Below are 23,903 nucleotides of genomic sequence, written 5' to 3' on the forward strand. Positions count from 1 at the left end.
ATGCCACCAGTGTTACGGAAAACCCACCCTGTAGCAACCCGGCAGAATGCCAGCGCTGTCGCAAAAGCACGGAAAATCAGGCGCTCACAGCCGCGCTTTAGCTCGGTTACAGGCTCATGTTATGCTGCCAGACACAATCACACCTGCCTGCCGGACCCAAAAACCATGAAAACTCGCGTGCCACACCTGGCGCACTGGGGCGCATTCACTGCCGTCACCGAAAACGATCGCCTGATTGGCTGTGAACCCTTCTTCGCCGATGCCGATCCCTCGCCGATGCTTAACACCATTCCTGAACTGGTCTATTCGGATAAGCGTATTCGCCAGCCGATGGTGCGCCGTTCATGGTTGAAGTCGCGCGAGAACAGCGATCGCACCTTGCGCGGTCGGGAAGATTTCGTGGCGGTGGATTGGGATACCGCGCTGGATTTGGTGGCGGAAGAGAATCGCCGCGTGCGCGATCGCTACGGCGCATCAGGCATTTTCAACGGCTCTTACGGCTGGTCATCGGCGGGACGCGTCAACCACGCGCGCACGCTGATCCGTCGCTTCTATTTTCAGGGCGGCGGCGGCGTCGATCAGCAAGGTAACTACAGCTGGGGCGCGGCGCAGTTCTTCCTGCCGTACGTGATTGGCACCTACATGCCGCTCACCGGCCGCGTCACCGACTGGCCGGAAGTGGTGCAGCACGCCGACATCTTTATCGCCTTCGGCGGCCTGGCGCTGAAAAACGCGCAGGTGGCGTCCGGCGGCGCAGGGCAGCACAGCCTGAAACCGGCGCTGGAGCAGCTCAGCGCCAAAGGCACGCCAATCATTAACATCAGCCCAATGCGCGATGACTGCCCGGCGTTCGTCAATGCCGAGTGGATTCCGATTCGCCCGAACACCGACGTGGCGCTGATGCTGGCGCTGGGTTTTGAAATCACCAGGCGTAACGCGCTGGATGAAAGCTTCCTCGCCAGCCACTGTACCGGCTGGCCGCAGCTGCGCGGCTATCTGCTCGGTGAAAGCGATGGCATCGCCAAAACGCCTGAGTGGGCCAGCAGCATTACCGGCATTCCTGCTGCGCGCATTGCTTTGCTGGCGCAGCAGCTGATCGGCAAACGCAGCTTTATTACCTGCTCCTATTCGGTACAGCGCGCCCATCGCGGCGAGCAGCCGTACTGGATGATGATTGCGCTGTCGTCAATGCTCGGTCAGCCAGGCTTGCCGGGCGGCGGTTTCTCCTTTGGTCATGGCTCGATGAACAGCGTCGGCAATCCGCGTCAGGATGGCCCGGCACCCATGATGAGCACCGGCCCGAATCCGGGCAATTTGTCGATTCCAGTGGCGCGCATCAGCGACATGCTGCTCAATCCCGGCCAGCCGTACGCATTCCAGGGTGAAACCCAGCACTATCCGGATATCCATTTGGTGCACTGGGCGGGCGGCAATCCGTTCCATCATCATCAGCAGCTCAATCGTCTGGTGGAAGGCTGGCAGCGCCCGGATACCGTGATTGTGCAGGATATCGTCTGGACGCCGGCGGCGCAGATGGCGGATATCGTGTTGCCCGCCACCACCACGCTGGAGCGCAACGACATCGGCGGATCGTCGCGCGATCGCTTCGTGCTGGCAATGCATCAGGCGATCAAGCCGCAGCATCAGGCGCGCAATGATTTCGACATCTTCGCTGATATCGCCGATCGCCTCGGCTATCGTGATGTGTTCACCGAAGGGCGCAATGAGATGCAGTGGATTGAGCATCTGTATCAACAGTGCGCGGTAGCGCATGCGCGGCGTGATATTCCGTTCCCGGAGTTCGGGGAATTCTGGGAGCGCGGTTTTGTCGAGATTCCCGAAGGCGGCAAGCCGTTCGTGTTTATGGATGATTTCCGCGCTAACCCAGAAACGCATCCAATTCAAACCGCCAGCGGCAAGATTGAGCTGTTCTGCCAAACTATTGCCGATTATCAGCTGGAAGATTTCGCCGGACATCCCGAGTGGCGCGAGCCGCAAGAGTGGCTGGGCGCGCCGCTCAGTTCACAGTTCCCGCTGCATATGATCTCGATTCAGCCATCCGATCGTCTGCACAGCCAGATGGACGCCACCGCCACGGTGCAAGGCAACAAAACCGCCGGACATGAGACGCTATATATGCATCCGCAGGATGCGGCAACGCGTGATATTCAGGATGGCGATGAGATTGAGGTGAGCAATGCGCGCGGGCGCATGCTGGCCGGTGTGCGCCTGACCGACGGTGTAACGCCGGGCGTGGTGATCATCGCTACCGGCGCCTGGTTCGATCCTGGCTTTGGTCGCGCCTGGCAACCGTGGGATCGCGCCGGCAACCCGAATGTCCTGACATTGGATATCGGCACCTCGTCATTAACGCAGGGTCCTAACGCCATGAGTTGCCTGGTGGAAATCAAAAAACATCTGATGTGAATGGGCAACGAATAATCTCATCGCTGGTTACATTTTGCCGGTAACTGTTGCGTTTAGGCGATGGTTTCCCAGCGTGCCACCTTGCTACAGTCAGGGTCCCAGAGGTATTGATGGGTGAACATCAAAAAGTTTTCTTGATTACACCGACCTGCGCAGATGCGCAGGTTTTTTTTTGCTTAACGAATCGAAACACAGTTTTCCTGTCAACTCGCTTTACGTTTCTTTATAACTGCTGGCATTAAGCCTGATTTTTTATCGCAGTGGACGTTATGCCCCCAATTAAAAAATTTCTGGGAAAAGACCAGATAAAAGCGCCCTTTAACCCGTTTCGTTTTCGCCTGATCTGCCTTGGCGTGTTCTGCTGTCTGGTGCTGTTGCTGATTTGCGTCGGTGACCTGCAGTTGATCAAGCATCCGATGCTGGAGCACGAAGCCGATCAGCGCTCGCTGCGTACCGTGACGCTGCCGACCAACCGCGGCACCTTGCTGGATCGCGACGGCCAGGCGTTAGCGCTGAGCGTTCCGGCGCGTGACATCATCGCCGATCCAATGCGTGTGCTGGAGGCAAATCCCGATTTCACCAGCGCCAAATGGGCGTATCTGGCGGCCGCGCTCAATCAGCGTCCGGAAGATCTGCGCGCGGCCATCACCGCCAACCCGAAAAAACGCTTCCTCTATCTGGGCCGCAAAATCGAACTCGGCATCGCCAAAGATATCGCCGAGCTGAAACTCAAAGGTATCAGCTCGGTGTATAACGACAGCCGCTTCTATCCAATGAGTGAAGCAGCTGCGCCGCTGATTGGTATTGTAGGGGCCGACAGCAATGGCCTGAACGGCATCGAGAAGGGCTTCGACCATGTGCTGCAGGGCGATCCGGGTAAAGAGGTTTATCGTCAGGATGGTGAAGGCAACATCATTGCGATGATCGATTACCAGCCGCCACAGCAGCCGCCAACCGTGCAGCTCAGCATCGACAAGTTCGACCAATTCACGCTCTACAGCAAACTGCGCGACGGCGTGCTACTTAACAAAGCGGATTCGGGTGCGGCGGTATTGGTGAAAATCGATACCGGCGAGATTCTGGCGATGGCCTCTTATCCGTCGTTCAACCCGAACAACTATGAAAATGCCACGCCGGCGCAGATGCGTAACTCGGCGATCAACGACAGCTACGAACCCGGCTCCACGGTGAAACCGCTGGTGGTGATGGAAGGGCTGGAACGCCATCTGGTGCGCGCCGATTCGGTGATCGATACCACGCCTTACAGCGTCAACGGCCACTTAATTCGCGACGTTGGTCACTGGCCGCGCCTCACCATGACCGGCATTTTGCAGAAATCGAGTGACATCGGCGTCTCGCACATTGCGCTGGCGATGCCCGCTGAAGCGCTGGTTAATACCTATCAGGCATTTGGCCTGGGTAAACCTACCGGGCTGGGATTGACCGGTGAGAGCGTGGGGTACTTCCCGCTGCACCGCGAGCGCTGGGCCGATATCGAACGCGCCACCTTTGCCTTTGGCTACGGCCTGCGCGTCACGCCGCTGCAGATTGCGCGTGAATACGCCACGCTTGGTTCGTACGGCGTTTATCGTCCACTGTCGATCACCAAAGTGACGCCGCCGGTGTTAGGCAAACAGGTGGCGAATCCGCAGGTGGTGCAAACCGTGGTGCATATGCTGGAGAGCGACGTACTGCCGGGCGGCACCGGGGTGAGAGCGGCGGTGCCGGGTTATCGTCTGGCGACCAAAACCGGTACCGCAGAGAAGATGGGCACCAGCGGTAAGTACGATGGCGGTTATATCAACTACACCGCCGGCATCGCGCCCGCCAGCCATCCGGAAGTGGCGCTGGTGGTAATGATCAACCATCCAACCGCGGGCGATCACTTTGGTGGCTCGGTGGCAGCACCGATCTTCGGCAACATCATGGGCCCGGTACTCAAGCACATGAACGTGGCACCCGATGCGATCTACAGTAAACCTTCTTCAGACAAATCTTAGTTAAATCAAAAGTGTAAGTGAGGTGTGGAGAATATTCACACCTCGTTTCATTTCCCCAAACACCGTTGCTTTTTGCACCTGTCTTTCACCGACTCAACGGTGCGAGTATGGAGATCCCAGAGGTATTGATGGGTGTGAAACAAGCTGCTTTGGCAGTACCCTGTTATTACACCGACCCACGCAGATGCGTGGGTTTTTTTTGCCTGTAATTTACTGCCGTGCGAACTCGCTCACACCTCTTGTCTGAGTCTTAACACTTCCCCGGCAACATAAAAATATCGGGTTGTGTAACCTGTAGGTAACGCACCGCGATGTCGCATTCCATGGCGGTTCGCTAGCCCCTTACGGTGTTGGTAGCGCTTTAAGGGGCGATTTTTTATTGCGACTCGTTGAGGCCAACCCGCGATGCCAAAAACCAAAGACCGCACGCCAAAAGGCGAGGGCCGTTCTTCGGCGTTTCAGTTACGCATTCACCCGGAGCTGCACGAGCAGCTGCGCAGTGTGACTGACGACGACAACGTCACGCTGTCGTGCTGGTTAAAAGAGCTGGCGCGCCGCGAGCTGCGCCGCAGAGGCATCGAACCCAAAGGTTGAATCGGTTGTTATTGCGTGCACATAACCGTAGCGGCGCAATTCATTGCGCTCCGTTGACCTTTTTCCCGCTGTTATCTTGCGCAATAAATTGCGCCGCTACGGAATTTTCGATAATCGATTTCGGGGCTGAAAACCCGCAAAACGCTAAAAATCCCAACCCTTTATGGCACGAAAGGTTTACCATTTTCCTTTGGAAAATATATTTTACGCAACCTTAACAACCCCGCTTAACCCGCCTCCCTACAATGGCTTTCAAGTCATTACCTTCGTGACTATTCCCTTCCTATCTTTTAGAGAACAACTATGCGCCTGAAACTTCTTTCTGCCAGCGTGGTGTTTTTACTGGCAGCCTGTGACCAGGGCGGAGCAAAGCCCGCCGCATCCGCCACCCCGCAAGTGGGCGTGGTCAACCTCAAAGCGCAACCCGTTACGCTTGTCAGCCAATTGCCTGGCCGCACCACGGCGGTGAGAACTGCGCAGGTGCGTCCGCAGGTGAGCGGCGTAATTGAAAAAATCCTGTTTACCGAGGGCGGTGAAGTGAAAGCCGGCCAGCCGCTGTATCAAATCGATCCGGCCACCTATAAAGCCGCCTACGACAAAGCGATGGCGACCTGGCAGAACGATGCGATGGTGGTGAAGCGCTATCAGCCGCTGGCCAACGCGCACGCCATCAGCCAGCAAACCTACGACGATGCGGTCGCTGCCGCGCGTGAAGCGCAGGCCGACGTGGAAACCGCCAAAGTGAATCTCGACTACACGCTGGTGAAAGCACCGATTTCCGGCCACATTAGCCGCTCGCTGTACACCGCCGGTGCGCTGGTCACCAACGGGCAAACCGATTATCTCGCCACCATCACTCAGCTTGATCCAATCTACGTCGATGTCAGCGAATCCTCCACCGATCTGCTGCGCCTGCGCCGCGCGCTGGCCGATGGCAAAATCGCCAAAGTGGCCGACAACACCGCCGCCGTGGGCTTGTCGCTGGAAGATAACAGCCAGTACGCCGAGCAGGGCAAGCTGGCGTTCTCGGAAGTGAACGTCGATACCGCCACCGGCACCGTGGTGCTGCGCGCGGTATTCCCGAACCCGAATAACGAACTGCTGCCGGGCATGTACGTGCATGCCAGCTTCCCGCAGGGCATTCAGCAGCAAGGCATTTTGCTGCCGCAAGAGTCGATCATGCATGACACCAAAGGTCAGCCGTATGTCTTTGTGGTGAAAAGCGACAACACCATCGAGCAGCGCAGTATCCACACCGGCGAGATGATCAACGGAGAATGGCTGGTGACCTCGGGCTTGCAGCAAGGGGAAAACGTGGTGGTGAACAACCTGCAAAGCGTGCGCAGCGGGGTGAAAGTGACCACCACCGCCGCCAACACCAACGACACGCCATCCGCCAATGCGGTGAGTCTTTCGATGACTGACGCAGCGGCGCAATAAGGGGGCGGCATGTCGAAGTTTTTTATAGAACGTCCAATCTTCGCCTGGGTTATCGCCATTATCGTGATGCTGGTCGGCGCGATTGCCGCCATCAGTTTGCCGGTCAATCAATATCCCAATATCTCCGCGCCAGCGGTCTCTATCTCGGTGACCTATCCGGGTGCCAGCGCCGAAACCACGCAAAACACCGTGGTGCAGGTCATTGAGCAGCAGTTGAATGGCCTGGATGGTTTGCGTTATCTGGAGTCGAGCAGCGCCTCGGACGGCAGCGCGCAGATCATCGCCACCTTTAATCAGGGCATCAATCCCGATATCGCCCAGGTTCAGGTGCAGGATCGCGTGTCGCTAGCGGAGTCGCAGCTGCCCACCGATGTCACCCAGCAAGGTATCCGCATCCGTAAGTACCAAAAAAACTTTATGATGGTTATCGGGCTGATCGCCAAAGACGGCAAGCTGACCAACGGCGATCTGGCCGACATGCTGGTGTCGAAACTGGAAGATCCGATCTCGCGTACGCCGGGCGTCGGCGACTTCATGGTGCTGGGATCCGAATACGCGATGCGCATCTGGCTCGATCCGGCCAAATTGTACAAATACAACCTGATGCCGAGCGATGTCACCACGGCGATTGATAACCAGAACGTGCAGGTGTCGTCCGGTTCACTCGGCGGTTTGCCGACCATTCAGGGCGCAAAAACCCAGGCGACGATCCTCGGCAAAACCCGTTTCACCACCGTGCAGCAGTTTGAGAATGTGCTGCTGAAGGTGAATAGCGACGGCTCGCAGGTGCGGCTGAAAGATGTGGCCAGCGTCGCGCTCGGGCCGCAAAGCTACGGCATCGATGCCACCATGAACGGCAAACCGGCCGCCGGTATCGCGTTGCGTCTGGCAACCGGTGCCAATGAACTGGATACCGCCAAGGCGGTGCGCCAAACCATCGCCGACCTGAAAGATTCGCTGCCGGATAACGTCGAGATTCAGTATCCGTACGACACTTCGCCGGTGGTCAGCGCCTCGATTGAAGAGGTGGTGAAAACGCTGATCGAAGCGGTGGTGCTGGTGTTCTTCGTGATGCTGATCTTCCTGCAAAACCTGCGCGCCACGCTGATCACCACGCTGGTGGTGCCGGTGGTGCTGCTGGGCACCTTTGGCATTCTCTCAGCCTTTGGTTACAGCATTAACACCCTCACCATGTTCGGTATGGTGCTGGCAATCGGGCTGCTGGTGGATGACGCCATTGTGGTGGTGGAGAACGTTGAGCGCGTAATGCACGAAGAGCAGCTCGACCCGAAAGCCGCCACCATTAAATCGATGCAGCAGATTCAGGGCGCGCTGTTTGGCATTGCGCTGGTGCTGTCGGCGGTGCTGCTGCCGATGGCGTTCTTCTCCGGATCGACCGGTGTGATTTACCGCCAGTTCTCGGTCACCATCGTCTCGGCGATGGCGCTGTCGGTGATCATGGCGCTGATCTTCACGCCTGCGCTGTGCGCCACCTTGCTGAAACCGGCAGCGGCGGAGCACAAAACCACCGGATTCGCCGGTTGGTTTAACCGCAAGTTCGACAGCGGGGCGATGCACTACACCCACGGCGTCAGCAAAGTGATATCCCGTCGCGGCCTGTTCCTGGTGATCTATCTGGTGATCGTCGGCGTGACGGGATTTTTGTTCACCCGCGTACCGACCACCTTCCTGCCGGGTGAAGATCAGGGCTTGATGATGGTGCAGATCACGCTGCCGGTGAACTCGTCATCGCAGCGCACTCAGCAGGTGATCAACGATCTCAACGCCTATCTGCAACAGAACGAAGCGTCGGTGGTGACCACCACCTTTGGCGTGACGGGCTTTAACTTTGCTGGTCGCGGTCAGAGCAACGCCATGGCTTTTGTGCGCCTGAAAGATTGGGGCGACCGCACGCACAGCGGTCAAAGCGTGCAGGATTTGGCGAACCGCGTGATGGCGCACTTCGCCAACTATCAGAACGCCAAAATCTTCGCCATGGTGCCGCCGGCGGTGATGGAGTTGGGCAACGCCACCGGTTTCGATCTCTATCTGCAGGATACCGGCGCGCACAGCCATCAGCAGATGATGGATGCCGCGCATCAGCTGATTACGTTGGCGAACAACGATCCGCATCTGGCGCAGGTACGTCTTAACGGGCTGGAAGATGAGCCGCAGTATCAGTTGGAGATCAATGATGAGAAGGCCAGCGCGCTCGGCCTGAGCATGACCGACATCAACAACACATTGTCGGTGGCGTGGGGCTCCAGCTACATCGATCAGTTCATGTACAACGGCCGCGTGAAAGAGGTCTATCTGATGGGTAAAGCGGACTCGCGCGTTACACCGTCGGATCTCGACAAATGGTACTTCCGCAACAGCAGCGGCACCATGGTGCCATTCTCCGCCTTCGCCTCGGGCAAATGGGTGTACGGCTCGCCGCACTTTGAACGCTTTAACGGCTTAACCGCCGAAGAGATTCTCGGATCGCCCGCGCCGGGCCAAAGTACCGGTGAAGCGATGAAAGCGGTGGAGCTGTTGGCGAAGCAGCTGCCGCATGGGTTCCGCGTGCAGTGGTACGGCATTTCGTATGAGGAGCAGGCATCTGGCAGCCAAACCACGCAGCTCTATCTGATCTCGATTCTGGTGGTGTTCCTGTGTCTGGCGGCGCTGTACGAGAGCTGGTCGATTCCGTTCTCGGTGATCATGGTGGTGCCGCTCGGCATTCTCGGCACCATTAGCGCGGTGCTGCTGCGCGGCCTGCAGAACGATGTGTTCTTCCAGGTCGGCTTGCTGACCACCGTGGGGCTGGCGGCGAAAAACGCCATCCTGATCGTCGAGTTCGCCAAAGAGCTGCATGAGCGCGAGGGCAAAACGCTGGTGGAAGCGGCGGTAGAAGCGGCGCGGCTGCGTATCCGTCCGATTATCATGACCTCAATGGCGTTTATTCTCGGCGTGCTGCCGCTGACCATATCCAACGGCGCGGGCGCCGGCAGCCAGCATTCGATTGGTACGGCGGTGGCGGGCGGTATGATCACCGCGACTTTCCTCGCTATCTTCTTTGTGCCGATGTTCTACGTGGTGGTTTCGCAGTTCTTTGCGCGTAAGAAACAAACATCCGCAGAGGGGGTTAAAAATGAACATGAATAACTTCCGTCTGGCGCTGTTGCCGCTCGCGCTGGCATTGGCCGGTTGTACGCTGGCACCGCACTATCAGCGCCCGGCGCTGCCGGTGGACGCTAAATACGATCAGGCGACGCCCGTCGGCAACGTCGCCGATTTACCGTGGCAGAACTTCTTCACCGATGCCACGCTGCGCAACCTGATCCAGCTGTCGCTCGATAACAACCGCGACCTGCGCGTGGCGGCGCTGAACGTGCAAGAGGCGCAGCAGGGCGTCACGGTGCAGCGCGCGGCGCTGATGCCGTCGATCAACGCCACGGCCAGCCAGACTTCGGCGCATGAACCGGCCAATCTCTACAACACCAAAACCAGCGGCGCGGTGACCTATCACGAGCTGAACAGCGGCTTGAGCGTCACCTCGTGGGAGCTGGATTTCTTCGGCCGCCTGCAAAGCCTGAGCGATCAGGCGCAGGAAACCTATCTGTCGAGCGCCGCCACCGAACGCGCCACGCGCATTTCACTGATCGCGGAAGTGGCGACGGCGTGGCTGACGCTGAGTTCGGATAACGATCTGCTGCATCTGGCGCAACACACCGCGCAAAGCCAGCAGGAATCGTATCGCCTGACCAAACTCAGCTACGACGGCGGTGCCAGCAGCGATCAGGATCTGGCGCAGGCCGAAAGCACGGTGCGGGCGGCGCAGGCGGACGTGGCGAGTTACACGTGTCAGGTGCGGCAGGATGTCGATGCGCTGCGCTTGCTGGTCGGCACCGATCTGCCCGCCACGCTGCTGTCACACGCCACGCTGGACGCCAACTGGCACTTCCCGGCCACGCCCGCTGGCTTACCGTCGGATCTGCTGACGCGTCGCCCGGATATCATGGCGGCGGAGCACACGCTGAAGGCGGCTAATGCCAATATCGGCGCGGCGCGTGCCGCCTTCTTCCCGAGCATCACGCTGACCGCGTCCGGCGGCTCCACCAGCAGCTCGCTTGGCAGCCTGCTGGGCGGCGGCACCGGCGCATGGTCATTCATGCCATCGATTAACCTGCCGATTTTTGACGGTGGTAAAAACCAGGCCAACCTAAATATCGCGCATATCGAGAAACGCATTGAGATTGCTGACTATGAGAAGGCGATCCAGACCGCGTTTAAAGAGGTGAACGATGCGCTGGCCGGTCAGGATACCTGGCAGGATCAGCTGACGGCGCTGCAACAGGAGGTTGGCGCCAATCAGCGCGACTACGACTACTCCACATTGCGCTTCAAGCAAGGCGTCGACAATTATCTCAATGTGTTAGTGGCCCAGCGATCGCTTTACAGTGCGCAGCAGTCGCTGATCAGTGCGCATTTGGGGCAATTGAGCCAGAAAATCACCCTGTACAAGGCGTTAGGCGGCGGCTGGAAATCTTAATCACCTTAACGAAACCCTTACGGTTCGCGTATGGAATTCGCGCGGGCATTCAACCGATAATGCGCGTAGTGATGATTTCCCCTTGAAATAGTCCCCTGTTTTACAGGGGATTTTCCGTTTTCTGGCTAACCTGAAGATCCTGATGACTAACAACGCTTCCCGCTCCCCGTTTTCCCGCTGGCTGAAATGGCTGCTCCTGTTAGTTTTGCTGTTGATTGTGGCGGGCGTTATCTGGCGCGTGGTCGGTGGTCACGGCGGCATGCCGGGCGGCGGAAAGCCGCCGGGCGCACGCGGCGGTCATCGCGGTGGCGCGGGTGGCCCGCCGGGCATGGCGATGATGATGGGCGGTGCCACGCTGGTGCACAGCGGCGTCGCCAGCAGCGCGGATGTGCCGGAATACCTCAACGCGCTCGGCACGGTGATCCCCAACGCCAGCGTCACCGTCACCAGCCGCGTCGCCGGACAGCTGGAAAAAGTGTTCTTTACCGAAGGGCAGAAAGTTAGCGCCGGCCAGCTGCTGGCGCAGATCGATCCGCGCAGCTATCAGGCCACGCTGGCGCAGTATCAGGGCGATCTCAATCAGAATCAGGCGTTGCTGAAAAGCGCGCAGTTAACGCTGGTGCGTTATCAGAAACTGGCGGCGCAGGACTCGCTCTCGCGCCAGGATCTTGATACCCAAACCGCCACCGTCGGCCAGTACAAAGGCGCGGTCGCCGCTGATGAAGCGCAGATCGCCAGCGCCAAACTGGATATCGAGTATGCGCGCATCACCTCGCCAATCAGCGGACGCGTCGGTTTGCGTCTGGTCGATCCCGGCAATATGGTGCAAACCACCGATACCACCGGCATTGTGGTGGTGACGCAGATGCAACCCGCCGCCGTGACATTTAGCGTGCCGCAGGTCAACATTCCGCAGCTGACCAACGCGCTGCACGGCGGACAGAGTCTGCCCGCCACCGCCTTTGATCAGGACAACAGCCGCGCGCTGGCGCAGGGCGAGGTGAAGTTCATCAGCAACCAGATCGATACCGCGACCGGCACCATTGAGCTGAAAGCCACCTTCCCGAATGAAGACGAATCGCTGTTCGCTAACCAGTTCGTCAATCTGAGGCTGCAAACCAACATCCTGATAAATGCCACGGTGATCCCGGCGCAGGCGCTGCAGCTGAGCAGCGACGGCAGCTTCGTGTTTGTTATCAATAAAGACAACACCGTGACGCGCAAAGCGGTCACCACCGGGCCAACGTTTGGTGAAGATCAGCAGGCGATCCTCAAAGGGGTGGAACCGGGCGATCGCCTGGTGACCGAAGGCATCGATCGCCTGACCAACGGCAGCAAAGTGCAGCTGGCGGATGAGAGTAAAACCACCGCGACCGCCGAGGCCAAATGAATCCGTCTCGCCTGTTTATCCAGCGTCCGGTCGCCACCATTTTGCTGATGGTCGGCGTGCTGATCGCCGGGATCTTCTCCTACCGTTTTCTCTCCACCTCGGCGCTGCCGCAGGTGGATTACCCGACCATTCAGGTCACCACGCTCTATCCCGGTGCCAGCCCGGATGTGATGGCGTCGTCCGTCACCTCGCCGCTGGAGCGCCAGCTCGGGCAAATGGCTGGGTTGAGCCAGATGACCTCCACCAGCTCAGGCGGATCGTCGATCGTCACGCTGAAATTCAGCCTCGATCTGTCGCTGGATGTCGCCGAGCAGGAAGTGCAGGCGGCGATCAATGCCGCCAATAACTTGCTGCCGAGCGATCTGCCCAATCCGCCAACCTACAAAAAGGTCAATCCAGCCGATACCGCCGTGATTACGCTGGCGGTAAGTTCCGACACGCTGCCGCTGACGCAGGTGCAGGATCTGGTGAACACGCGCGTGGCGCTCAAGCTGTCGCAGATTAACGGCGTTGGCATGGTGACGCTGGCGGGCGGCCATCAACCGGCGATTCGCGTGCAGATGGACCCGAAAGCGCTGGCGGCGCATCAGCTGTCGCTGGAGGACGTCAACACGCTGATCGGCAACAGCAACGTGAACGGCTCGAAAGGCGGCTTCGACGGCAAATATCACTCGGTGACCATCGACGCCAACGATCAGCTGCGCACCGCCGATGAGTACGGCAATTTGATCATCACTTACCAAAACGGTGCGGCGCTGCGGCTAAAAGATATCGCGCATATCGAACAGGGACCGGAGAACAGCTTCCAGTCGGCGTGGGCCAACAACAGTCCGGCGATTGTGATCAGCGTGCAGCGCCAGCCGGGCGCCAACGTGATTCAGGTGGTGGACAGCATCAAAGCGCAGCTGCCGAAGCTGCAGGCGGCGCTGCCGGACGGCGTGAAGATGAGCATCTTGTCGGATCGCACGCAAACCATTCGCGCCTCCATCAGCGACGTGCAGTTTGAGCTGATGCTGTCGGTGGCGCTGGTGGTGATGGTGACGTTCCTGTTCCTGCGCAACGTGGCGGCGACGCTGATTCCCAGCGTGGCGGTGCCGCTGTCGCTGATTGGCACCTTCGGCGTGATGTATCTGGCCGACTTCAGCCTGAATAACCTATCACTGATGGCGCTGACCATCGCCACCGGCTTCGTCATTGACGATGCGATTGTGGTGGTGGAGAACATTTCGCGGCGGCTGGAAGAGGGCGAAACGCCGATGCAGGCGGCGCTGAAAGGCTCGCAGCAGATTGGCTTCACCATCATCTCGCTGACCTTCTCACTGATTGCCGTGCTGATCCCGCTGCTGTTTATGGGCGACGTGGTTGGGCGGTTGTTCCGCGAATTTGCCATCACGCTGGCGGTGTCGATTCTGGTGTCGATGGTGGTGTCGCTAACGCTGACGCCGATGCTGTGCGCCTATCTGCTGCAGCACATTCCGCCGGAAAAACAGTCGCGCTTCTCGCGTAAAGGCGGCGAACTGTTCGACAAGCTGGTGCGCGGCTACGACCGCATGCTGACGGTGGTGCTGAACCATCAGAAGCTGACGCTGCTGGTGGCGCTGGCGACCTTTGCGCTCACCGCGCTGCTTTACATCGCCATCCCAAAAGGCTTCTTCCCGACCCAGGATACCGGGCTGATTCAGGGCGTCACCGTGGCGTCGCAGGATGTGTCGTTTAGCGAGATGTCGAAGCGGCAGCAGGCGCTGGCGAAAGTGATTCTGCAAAATCCGTCGGTGGAGAGTTTGTCCTCAACCATCGGCATTGATGGCAGCAACACCAGCCTGAATAGCGGGCGTATCCAGATCAACCTCAAGTCGTTTGAACAGCGCGACGACAAAGCCGACGTGGTGATTAAACAGCTGCAACAGGCGGCGCAGCAGGTGGCGGGCATTCAGCTCTATCTGCAACCGGCGCAGGATTTGACCGTTAACGATCAGGTGTCGCCGAGCCAGTATCAATTCACGCTGGATGATGCCGACAGCGAAAACCTGGTGCGCTGGACGCCGAAGTTGGTCGCCGCCTTGCAGCAGCGTCCGGAGTTTAACGGCGTGGTGAGTAACCTGCAGGATCAGGGCCGCGTGGCCTATGTCGAGCTGAATCGCGATAAAGCGGCGCGCTACGGCATTACCGCCGCCGACGTCGATACCGCGCTGTACAACAGCTTCGGTCAGCGTCTGGTCTCCACCATCTTTACCCAGGCCAATCAATATCGCGTGGTGCTGGAAGTGGCGCCGCAGTATCAGCAATCGCCCGCTTCGTTTGATGATGTCTATTTGCCGGTGACCAGCGCGAGCAGCAGCACTTCCACCACGGATGACACCACCACAACCACCACCGGCATGGTGAAGCTCACGTCCATCGCCACCATTCACCAGCGCACCGGTTCGCTGATGCACATGCGCCTCAATCAGTTCCCGGCGGTGATGGTGTCGTTCAATCTCAACAAAGGCTATTCGCTGGAAGAGGGGCAGAAGGCGATTGCCACAGTAACGCAGCAGCTCAATTTGCCGTCGAGTATCACCTTGCGTTATCAGGGCGAAACCTCGGCATTCCAGAGCGCCACCGGCAACACCCTGTGGCTGATTCTGGCGGCATTAATCACCATGTACGTGGTGCTCGGCATTCTCTATGAGAGCTTTATCCATCCGGTGACCATTCTCTCGACGCTGCCGTCGGCGGCGGTCGGCGCGCTGTTGACGCTGCTGCTGGCGGGCAGCGAGTTCAGCCTGATCGCGCTGATTGGCGTGATTCTGCTGATCGGTATCGTCAAGAAGAACGCGATTATGATGGTCGACTTCGCGCTGGAGGCGGAAAACAAGCAGCACATGAGCGCGCGGGACGCGATTCATCAGGCCTGTTTGCTGCGCTTCCGCCCGATTCTGATGACCACCATGGCGGCGCTGCTCGGTGCGCTGCCGCTGATGCTGGCGTCCGGTTCCGGTGCCGAGCTGCGGCAGCCGCTCGGTCTGGTGATTGTTGGCGGTTTGATCGTCAGCCAGGTGCTGACGCTGTTCTCCACGCCGGTAATTTACCTGTGGTTTGATGGCATTGCGCAGCGCGGCAAGCGCTACATGCAGCGCAAGCAGCAGCAGGCGCGGGGCGAACGATGAACCTCACCCGGCTGTTTATCTTCCGCCCGGTTGCCACGTTATTGCTGACGCTGGCGATCCTGCTGCTGGGCGCGTTGGGCTATCGGCTGCTGCCGGTGGCGCCGCTGCCGCAGGTGGATTTCCCCACCATTATGGTGAGCGCCAGCCTGGCCGGTGCCAGCCCGGAGACCATGGCGGCCACCGTCGCTACGCCGCTGGAGCGTTCGCTGGGGCAAATCGCCGGCGTCACCGAGATGACCTCCAGCAGTTCGCAGGGATCGACCAGCGTAATTTTGCAGTTTGACCTCGATCGCGACATCAACGGCGCGGCGCGTGACGTGCAGGCGGCGATCAACGCCGCACGCAGTTTGCTGCCGAGCGCGATGGAGTCGCTGCCGACCTATCGCAAAGCCAATCCATCGGATGCGCCGATTGTGATGCTGGCGCTAACGTCCGCCACGCGCACACCGGGCGAACTCTACGATCTGGCCGAAAGCAAAATCGAGCAGGCGATGGGCCAGGTGAAAGGCGTGGGCGAAGTGTCGCTGATGGGCAGCGCCTTACCGGCGGTGCGCATCGATCTGCAAGCGCTGAAGCTGACGCAATATGGCATTTCGCTGGATACGGTGCGCAGCGCCATCGCCAACAGCACCAGCAATAAGCCGAAAGGGATTTTGCAGGGCAGCAGCCAGTCGTGGGTGGTGGACAGCAACGGCCAGCTGGATAAAGCCGCGCAGTATCAGGATCTGATCGTTACCTATAAAGAGGGTAAAGCGGTGCGGCTGCATGATGTCGCCACCGTGTATGACTCGGTTGAAGATCAGTATCAGGCCGGTTTCCTCAACGCCACGCCATCGGTGATGGTGGGCATTAAGCGCCAGGCCGGTGCCAACATGCTCGACACCATTGATGCCATCAAAGCGCAGCTGCCGGCGCTGGAAAAAGATCTGCCCGCCGATACCCAGCTAAAAGTGGTGGTGGATCGCTCGCCGACGGTGCGCGCCTCGCTGTATGACACCGAAGAGACGCTGCTGGTGGCGATGCTGCTGGTGATCGCCGTGGTGTTTGTGTTTCTGCGTAACGTGCAGGCGGTGATTATCCCGGCGCTGGCGCTGCCGGTCTCGCTGATTGGCACCTGCGCGGTGATGTATCTGCTGGGTTACAGCCTCGATAACCTGTCGCTGATGGCGCTGATTATCGCCACCGGCTTTGTCGTCGATGACGCGATTGTGGTGCTGGAAAACATCACGCGCCATATCGAAGAAGGGCTCAGTCCGCTGCGCGCGGCGCTGCGTGGCGCGCAGGAAGTGAGTTTTACCGTGCTGTCGATGACCATGTCGCTGATTGCGGTGTTCATCCCGATTCTGCTGATGGGCAGTATCGTTGGGCGCTTGTTCCGCGAATTTGCCGTCACGCTGACGGTATCGTTGCTGATTTCAATGTTTGTCTCGCTGAGCCTGACGCCGATGCTGTGCGCGCGCCTGCTGAAGCCAAAGCCCAAAGTCACGCAACGCCCGCATCCGCTGTATCAGTTTATCGAAAACCAACTTAACGCATTGCTGGCGGCTTATTCGCGCGGGTTAACCTGGGTGATGGCGCACCAAAAGCTGACGATGTTTAGTCTGGTGCTGACCGTGCTGCTCAACCTGTTTTTGTTCTCGGTGGTGCAGAAAGGCTTTTTCCCCAATCAGGATACCGGCCTGCTGATGGGCGCGCTGCGTGCCGATCAGAACATCTCCTTCCAGGCGATGAAGCCGAAAATGCTGCAGTTCACCCACATCATCCAGTCCGATCCGGCGGTGGAGAGCGTGATGTCGTCGATGGGCAGCGGCATGTTCGGCTCGCGCAATAGCGCCAACTTCTTTGTGCGCCTGAAGGATTTTGACAAGCGCGATGCCACCGCCACCGAAGTGGCGAACCGCCTGAGTATGAAAACCAGCCATATTGCCGGCGCGCAGATGTTCCTGATGGCGGCGCAGGATCTGCACATCGGCGGGCGCAGCGCCAACGCCACCTATCAATACAGTTTGCAGGCCGACGATCTCGATCTGCTACGTGAGTGGACGCCCAAAGTGCAGGCGGCGCTGGCGGCAATCCCGCAGCTGAATAGCGTCGATTCCGACTCGCAAACCGGCGGTCAGGAAGTGGTGATTAATATCGATCGTGACCGCGCGAAACGGTTGGGCGTGGATGTGCAGATGCTCGACACCCTGCTGAACAACGCTTTCAGCCAGCGTCAGGTCGCTACGCTCTATCACACGCTTAATCAGTATCATGTGGTGATGTCGCTGCAGGATAGCTACACGCGCGATCCGGCGATTTTGCAGCAGCTGTATGTGATTAACGACAGTGGCGATCGCGTGCCGCTCGCCGCGTTCGCCAGCTTTAAAGGCGGCAACGCGCCGCTGTCGGTGGCGCATCAGGGCCAATCCGCCACCAGCACCGTGGCGTTTAACCTTAACGACGGCGTGTCGCTGGAGCAGGCGCAGGCGCTGATTAAGCAGGCGATGGCGCAGCTCGGTTTGCCCTCCAGTATTCAGGCCGGTTTTGCCGGCACCGCCGCCGCCTTCGCCCAGCTTACCGCCACCATGCCGTGGCTGATTATCGCGGCGCTGGCGGCGGTGTATATCGTGCTCGGCGTGCTATATGAGAGTTACATCCACCCGATCACCATTCTCTCAACGCTGCCGTCGGCGGGTGTGGGCGCGCTGTTGTTGCTGTTGCTGACCAACACGCAACTGACGGTGATCGCGCTGATCGGCATCATCCTGCTGATTGGTATCGTGAAAAAGAACGCCATCATGATGATCGACTTTGCGATTCACGCCGAGCGCAGCCAAGGCATGACGCCGCAGCAGGCGATCACCCAAGCCTGCTTGATGCGTTTCCGGCCGATCATGATGACCACGCTGGCCGCCTTCTTTGGCGCGCTGCCGCTGGCGCTGGGCAGCGGCGGCGATGCCGACTTACGTAGCCCGCTCGGGCTGGCGATTGCCGGTGGTTTGGCGCTGAGCCAATTATTAACGCTGTTTACTACGCCGGTGGTTTATCTCTGGCTCGACCGTTTAAGCCGCGCCACGCAACGTCAGTGGCAGCGGTTGCGTTATGTGGAATCCCGATAGATGAAAATGTCACTGAAAATTACGCCGTTGCTCACCGTGATGTTGCTGGCGGGCTGCGCGGTTGGCCCCGATTATCAGCGCCCGAGCATGGCGATGCCGACCCATTTCAAAGAAGCCAAAGGCTGGACGCAGGCGACGCCGCAGGATGCAAACAGCAAAGGTGAATGGTGGCAGGTATATCACGATGCCACGCTGGCTAGCCTGCTGAAGCAGGTGAGCATCTCCAACCAGAACGTTGCCAGCTATGCCGCGCAGTACCGCGAAGCGCAGGCGTTAGTTGGGCAATCACGCGCGGAGTTGTTGCCGTCGGTAAGCTACGACGCCAGCAGCACGCGCAGCGGCAGCCGCGCCAGCGGTCAACGCAGCGTCAGCAACAGCCATGCCGCCGATCTCAGCGCCAGCTGGGAGCTGGATGTGTGGGGCAAACTGCGACGCACGCTGGAGGAGAACCACGCCAGCGCCGAAGCCAGCAAAGCCGAGCTGGCGAATATCACCTTGAGCGCGCAGTCCGAACTGGCGCAGGACTATTTCCAGCTGCGCATCATCGACGAGAAAATCGCGCTCTATCAGCGCAGTATCGCGGCCTATCAACGTTATCTGACGGTGATTGAAAACAAATATGCGGCGGGCAGCGAATCACGCGCCACCTTAGCGCAGGCGCAGATGCAGCTGGAGAGCGCCCGCGCCTCGGCGCAGGATTACCAGTGGCAGCGTGCACAGATGGAGCACGCGATTGCGTTGCTGCTGGGCCGAGCTCCGGCGGATTTCTCCTTGCCGGTGGCGAAGCTGGAGGCCGCGCTGCCCGCGATCCCGAACAGCGTGCCGTCGCAGCTGTTGCAGCGCCGTCCCGATATCGCCTACGCCGAGCGCAACGTGGCGGCGGCGAATGCGGCGGTCGGCGTGGCGATTGCCGGTTACTATCCCGATTTGACGCTGAGCGCCAGCGGCGGCGTGAGTTCATCGGCGATCAACAGTTTGTTCTCGCTGCCCAATCGCGTCTGGTCTTTGGGGCCGGAGCTGAGCGGTACGCTGTTAGATTTCGGCGCCACCTCAGCGAAAGTCGAACAGGCGCGCGCCGCCTATGATGCCAGCGTTGCCAGCTATCGCCAGTCGGTGCTGACCGGCATGGGCGAAGTGGAAGATTATCTGGTGCAGCTGAATACTTTGCAGGGCGAAATCGCCGCACAGCAGCGCGCCACCGACGCAGCGCAGGAATCGGCGCGCGTAACGCGCAATCAGTATGATGCCGGAATGATCGACTATCTCGACGTCGCCACCACCGAAAACAGCAGCCTGAGCGCGCAGCAGAGTTTGCTGTCGCTGCAGAGCACGCAGTGGGTCAGCAGCGTCGGTCTGATCGCCGCGCTGGGCGGTGGCTGGCAGGCGGATACGCGGTAAAACCAGGTCGCCATGAATGGCGTAATGCTTGTTAGTTAAGAAAGCATTTTTGGTGCGGGCTCTGACACATCTGCTGCGTCACGGGCCGTCCTCGCGCCGCTAACGCGGTGCCTTCGGCTTACACGTCGTGCCGACGGATCGTTCGTGGATCGGCCGTCCTGGCCGCCCCGAACTGCCTCACGCATCCCTGCGTGAGGCTCCTGGCCCAACGTAAAAGCCTCAGCGCTGCGAATGGCCCTTCGCCGCAGCTGACGCGCCAGCGCCTCTGGCAAATGAGCGAAGTGAAGGCACCGCGCTAGCGGCGCGAGGACCGCCGGACCACAAGTGGCCCCGGCCTGCGCACTCATCGTTGGCTTAACTGACAAGCATTACGCCATGAATGGCGGCCCTACGCCCGCTATTGCGTTTAAATCACCACGCCACTTGTCGAAAATCCCCAGATCCTGCATCGTAAGAGCCATTTTTAAGACTGCTAAGGAGCTGGCATGCTACTCACTTTTTTCCGTTTCCTGTTCCGCCTGCTGTGGCGTGTGGAACTGCGCGGCGACCTCGCGGCACTGCATAAAGAGAAAGTGCTGATCACCCCCAATCACACGTCGTTTCTGGATGGGGTATTACTGGCGCTGTTTCTGCCGATCAAACCGGTGTTCGCGGTCTATTCGTCGATCAGCGATCAATGGTTTATGCGCCTGCTGAAGCCGATCATCGACTTCGTTCCGCTCGATCCCACCAAGCCAATGTCGATCAAACATCTGGTGCGCATGATCAATCAGGGCCGTCCGGTGGTGATCTTCCCGGAAGGGCGCATCACCGTGACTGGATCGCTGATGAAGATCTACAGCGGCGCCGGCTTTGTGGCGGCGAAATCCGGTGCCACCGTGGTGCCGATGCGTATCGAAGGCGCGGAATATACGCCGTTTGGTCGTCTGGCGGGCGTGTTTAAACGGCGCCTGTTTCCGCGCATCACCTTAACGGTGCTGCCGCCAACGGTAATCCCGATGCCTGAAGCCAAACGCGCGCGCGATCGCCGCACGCTGGCGGGCGAGCACCTGCATCATGTGATGATGGAAGCCCGCATGGCAGTGCGTCCGCGTGAGACGCTGTTCGAGGCTTTCCTCAATGCGCGTCAGCGTTATGGCGCGATGAAGCCGTGCATCGAAGACGTCAACTTCAAACCGGATAGCTATACCGGTTTGCTGAAGAAAGCGCTTGGCGTGGGCCGCATTCTGGAGCGCTACAGCCAGCAAGGTGAATACGTCGGTCTGCTGCTGCCGAACGCCACGGTGACAGCGGCGGCGATTCTCGGTGCCTCGCTGCGCGGGCGCATTCCGGCGATGCTCAACTACACCGCAGGCGTGAATGGCATGCGTGCGGCGTTGACCGCATCGCAGGTGAAAACCGTGTTTACCTCGCGGCAGTTCCTCGAAAAAGGCAACCTGTGGCACTTGCCGCAGGGACTCAGCGAAGTGCAGTGGATCTATCTGGAAGATCTGAAAGATACCGTTACGCTGAAGGACAAGTTGTGGATTGTGGCGCATCTGCTGATGCCGCGCCGTGCGCTGGTGGCGCAGCAGCCGGAAGATGCGGCGATGGTGCTGTTTACCTCCGGTTCGGAAGGCCATCCCAAAGGTGTGGTGCACTCGCATAAAAGTCTGCTGGCGAACGTTGAGCAGATTCGTACCGTGGCGGATTTCACCCCGCGCGACCGCTTTATGTCGGCGCTGCCGCTGTTCCATGCTTTCGGTTTAACCGTTGGCCTGTTTACCCCGTTGCTGACCGGCGCGCAGGTGTTTCTCTATCCGAGCCCGCTGCATTACCGCATCGTGCCGGAGCTGGTTTACGACCGTAACTGCACCGTGCTGTTTGGTACCTCAACCTTCCTTGGCAACTATGCGCGTTTCGCCAGCCCGTACGATTTTGCGCGTCTGCGCTATGTGGTGGCGGGCGCGGAAAAACTGCAGGAAGCGACGCGTCAGATCTACATGGAAAAATACGGCATCCGTATTCTCGAAGGCTACGGCGTGACGGAGTGCGCGCCGGTGGTGGCGATCAACGTGCCGATGGCGGCGAAAAATCACACCGTGGGCCGCATTCTGCCGGGCATGGATTCGCGTCTGATTTCGGTGCCGGGCATTGAGCAGGGCGGTCGCCTGCAGCTGCGCGGTCCGAACGTAATGAACGGGTATCTGCGCGTGGAAAATCCAGGCGTGCTGGAAGTCCCGGTCGCCGATAACGGCGAAGGCGAGATGGAAGCGGGCTGGTACGACACCGGCGATATCGTCAGCTTTGATGAAGGCGGTTTCTGCCAGATTCAGGGCCGTGCGAAACGCTTCGCCAAAATTGCCGGTGAGATGGTGTCGCTGGAGATTGTGGAGCAGATTGCGCTAAAAGCCTCTAACGAGAAGCAGCATGCGGCGTCGCTGCGTCCGGACGGTAATCGCGGCGAAGCGTTGGTGCTGTTTACTACCGACAGCGAGTTGGGCCGCGACACGCTGCTGAAAGCGGCGCGTGAAATTGGCGCGCCGGAACTGGCGGTGCCGCGCGATATCCGCGTGATGAAACAGCTGCCGATGCTGGGCAGCGGCAAACCGGACTATGTCAGCCTGAAGCAGCTGGCGGAAGAGGAGCAGGCATGAGCCAGGCGTTAAATAAGGATGCACCGCTGTTATCGCGCAACATGCTGGCGGTGATTGTGGCGCAGTTCTTCTCGGCATTTGGCGACAACGCGCTGTTGTTTGTGACGCTGGCGGTGCTGAAAAATCAGTTCTATCCGGACTGGAGTCAGCCGATCCTGCAAATGCTGTTTGTGGCCACTTACATTCTGCTCGCGCCGTTTGTAGGGCAGATGGCGGATAGCTTTGCCAAAGGTCGGGTAATGATGTTCGCCAACAGTCTTAAGCTGCTCGGCGCGCTGGTTATCTGTTTCGGCTTCAATCCGTTCCTCGGCTATACGCTGGTGGGGATTGGCGCGGCATCCTATTCGCCGGCCAAGTACGGCATCCTGACGGAGATCACCAGCGGTGAACGCCTGGTCAAAGCCAACGGCTTAATGGAAGGTTCGACCATTGCGGCGATTCTGCTGGGTTCGGTGGCGGGCGGTATTCTGGCGGACTGGAACCTGGTCGCCGCGCTGGTGGTGTGTGCCATGACCTATGCGATGGCGGTGGTGGCGAACATCTTTATTCCGCGTCTGACGGCAGCGCGTCCCGGTCAGAGCTGGCATTTTGGCGCCATGCTGCGCAGTTTCATCGCGGCCACTAAGCTGCTGTGGCGCAACGGCGAAACGCGCTTCTCGCTGCTCGGCACCAGCTTGTTCTGGGGCGCGGGCGTGACGCTGCGTTTCCTGCTGGTGCTGTGGGTGCCGGTGGCGCTCGGCATCAGCGATAACAAAACCCCGACCACGCTGAATGCCATGGTGGCGATTGGCATCGTGATTGGGGCGGCAGCGGCAGCGAAGCTGGTGACGCTGCAAACCGTGCGTCGCTGCATGCCAGCCGGTGTGCTGATTGGCGTGATGGTGGTGGTGTTTGCGCTGCAAACCAGCTTGTTGAATGCCTATCTGGTGCTGATGCTGATTGGTGCGCTGGGTGGTTTCTTCGTGGTACCGCTCAATGCGCTGCTGCAGGAGCGTGGCAAGGCGTCCGTGGGTTCGGGCAACGCGATTGCGGTGCAAAATCTCGGTGAGAATACCGCGATGCTGCTGATGCTGGGATTGTATACCGTGGCGATTAAGCTGGGCGCGCCTGCGGTGGCGACCGGCGTCGGATTCGGCGCGATTTTCGCCGTGGCGATTGCGGTGTTGTGGTGGAAAGCGCGGAAGTAACAAAAGCATAGCGTCGTAGCGGGGCAATGTATTGCGCAATGGCGAAT

The 23,903-nt window shown here is 59.4% G+C and carries 12 protein-coding genes; all 12 read left to right on the top strand.

What is annotated here, in order from left to right; genetic code table 11:
• The first annotated feature begins 165 nt into the window (after window positions 1-165).
• The 12 genes from IB226_RS16645 (at window position 166) to lplT (ending at window position 23,856) form a co-directional block, all read left to right on the top strand.
• Window positions 166-2,427 carry a molybdopterin-dependent oxidoreductase gene (locus tag IB226_RS16645; RefSeq protein ID WP_192236481.1) on the top strand — a complete coding sequence of 754 codons (2,262 nt, stop codon included), beginning with the start codon at window positions 166-168 and terminating at the stop codon, window positions 2,425-2,427.
• A gap of 269 nt (window positions 2,428-2,696) precedes the next feature.
• The gene (locus IB226_RS16650; protein WP_061719881.1) at window positions 2,697-4,427 is read left to right on the top strand and encodes a penicillin-binding transpeptidase domain-containing protein; all 1,731 of its coding nucleotides are present in this window, start codon (window positions 2,697-2,699) and stop codon (window positions 4,425-4,427) included.
• Window positions 4,428-4,832: 405 nt separating this feature from the next.
• A complete protein-coding gene (locus IB226_RS16655; RefSeq protein ID WP_061719884.1) occupies window positions 4,833-5,021 on the top strand; it encodes a hypothetical protein in 189 nt (62 codons plus the stop codon).
• Window positions 5,022-5,324: 303 nt separating this feature from the next.
• Window positions 5,325-6,461 (top strand): efflux RND transporter periplasmic adaptor subunit, encoded by a 1,137-nt coding sequence (locus IB226_RS16660; RefSeq protein WP_192236482.1) that lies wholly within the window; start codon window positions 5,325-5,327, stop codon window positions 6,459-6,461.
• Window positions 6,462-6,470: 9 nt separating this feature from the next.
• Window positions 6,471-9,608: an efflux RND transporter permease subunit gene (locus IB226_RS16665; protein ID WP_192236483.1), complete on the top strand. Its 3,138-nt coding sequence runs from the start codon at window positions 6,471-6,473 to the stop codon at window positions 9,606-9,608.
• The gene (locus IB226_RS16670; RefSeq protein ID WP_192236484.1) at window positions 9,595-10,995 is read left to right on the top strand and encodes an efflux transporter outer membrane subunit; all 1,401 of its coding nucleotides are present in this window, start codon (window positions 9,595-9,597) and stop codon (window positions 10,993-10,995) included. The genes IB226_RS16665 and IB226_RS16670 overlap by 14 nt, the downstream gene beginning before the upstream one ends.
• A gap of 142 nt (window positions 10,996-11,137) precedes the next feature.
• Window positions 11,138-12,385, top strand: coding sequence for an MdtA/MuxA family multidrug efflux RND transporter periplasmic adaptor subunit (locus IB226_RS16675; RefSeq protein ID WP_192236485.1), 1,248 nt, complete (start codon window positions 11,138-11,140; stop codon window positions 12,383-12,385).
• A complete protein-coding gene (locus tag IB226_RS16680; RefSeq protein WP_192236486.1) occupies window positions 12,382-15,534 on the top strand; it encodes an MdtB/MuxB family multidrug efflux RND transporter permease subunit in 3,153 nt (1,050 codons plus the stop codon). Before IB226_RS16675 ends, IB226_RS16680 begins: the two co-directional genes overlap by 4 nt.
• Window positions 15,531-18,635, top strand: a complete 3,105-nt coding sequence (locus IB226_RS16685; RefSeq protein WP_192236487.1) for an efflux RND transporter permease subunit — start codon at window positions 15,531-15,533, stop codon at window positions 18,633-18,635. Before IB226_RS16680 ends, IB226_RS16685 begins: the two co-directional genes overlap by 4 nt.
• Window positions 18,636-20,033: an efflux transporter outer membrane subunit gene (locus tag IB226_RS16690; protein ID WP_192236488.1), complete on the top strand. Its 1,398-nt coding sequence runs from the start codon at window positions 18,636-18,638 to the stop codon at window positions 20,031-20,033.
• 485 nt (window positions 20,034-20,518) lie between these two features.
• The gene (aas, locus tag IB226_RS16695; protein ID WP_192236489.1) at window positions 20,519-22,669 is read left to right on the top strand and encodes a bifunctional acyl-ACP--phospholipid O-acyltransferase/long-chain-fatty-acid--ACP ligase; all 2,151 of its coding nucleotides are present in this window, start codon (window positions 20,519-20,521) and stop codon (window positions 22,667-22,669) included.
• Window positions 22,666-23,856: a lysophospholipid transporter LplT gene (gene lplT / locus IB226_RS16700; RefSeq protein WP_110867969.1), complete on the top strand. Its 1,191-nt coding sequence runs from the start codon at window positions 22,666-22,668 to the stop codon at window positions 23,854-23,856. Before aas ends, lplT begins: the two co-directional genes overlap by 4 nt.
• Window positions 23,857-23,903 lie beyond the last annotated feature (47 nt).

The organism is Pantoea sp. PNT03 (assembly GCF_014852515.1).
In the GTDB taxonomy this organism is placed as follows: domain Bacteria; phylum Pseudomonadota; class Gammaproteobacteria; order Enterobacterales; family Enterobacteriaceae; genus Pantoea; species Pantoea leporis.

Coding starts and splice junctions, on each gene's coding strand:
- IB226_RS16645 (WP_192236481.1), top strand. CDS start 166: ATGAAAACTCGCGTGCCACACCTGGCGCACTGGGGCGCATTCACTGCC.
- IB226_RS16650 (WP_061719881.1), top strand. CDS start 2,697: ATGCCCCCAATTAAAAAATTTCTGGGAAAAGACCAGATAAAAGCGCCC.
- IB226_RS16655 (WP_061719884.1), top strand. CDS start 4,833: ATGCCAAAAACCAAAGACCGCACGCCAAAAGGCGAGGGCCGTTCTTCG.
- IB226_RS16660 (WP_192236482.1), top strand. CDS start 5,325: ATGCGCCTGAAACTTCTTTCTGCCAGCGTGGTGTTTTTACTGGCAGCC.
- IB226_RS16665 (WP_192236483.1), top strand. CDS start 6,471: ATGTCGAAGTTTTTTATAGAACGTCCAATCTTCGCCTGGGTTATCGCC.
- IB226_RS16670 (WP_192236484.1), top strand. CDS start 9,595: ATGAACATGAATAACTTCCGTCTGGCGCTGTTGCCGCTCGCGCTGGCA.
- IB226_RS16675 (WP_192236485.1), top strand. CDS start 11,138: ATGACTAACAACGCTTCCCGCTCCCCGTTTTCCCGCTGGCTGAAATGG.
- IB226_RS16680 (WP_192236486.1), top strand. CDS start 12,382: ATGAATCCGTCTCGCCTGTTTATCCAGCGTCCGGTCGCCACCATTTTG.
- IB226_RS16685 (WP_192236487.1), top strand. CDS start 15,531: ATGAACCTCACCCGGCTGTTTATCTTCCGCCCGGTTGCCACGTTATTG.
- IB226_RS16690 (WP_192236488.1), top strand. CDS start 18,636: ATGAAAATGTCACTGAAAATTACGCCGTTGCTCACCGTGATGTTGCTG.
- aas (WP_192236489.1), top strand. CDS start 20,519: ATGCTACTCACTTTTTTCCGTTTCCTGTTCCGCCTGCTGTGGCGTGTG.
- lplT (WP_110867969.1), top strand. CDS start 22,666: ATGAGCCAGGCGTTAAATAAGGATGCACCGCTGTTATCGCGCAACATG.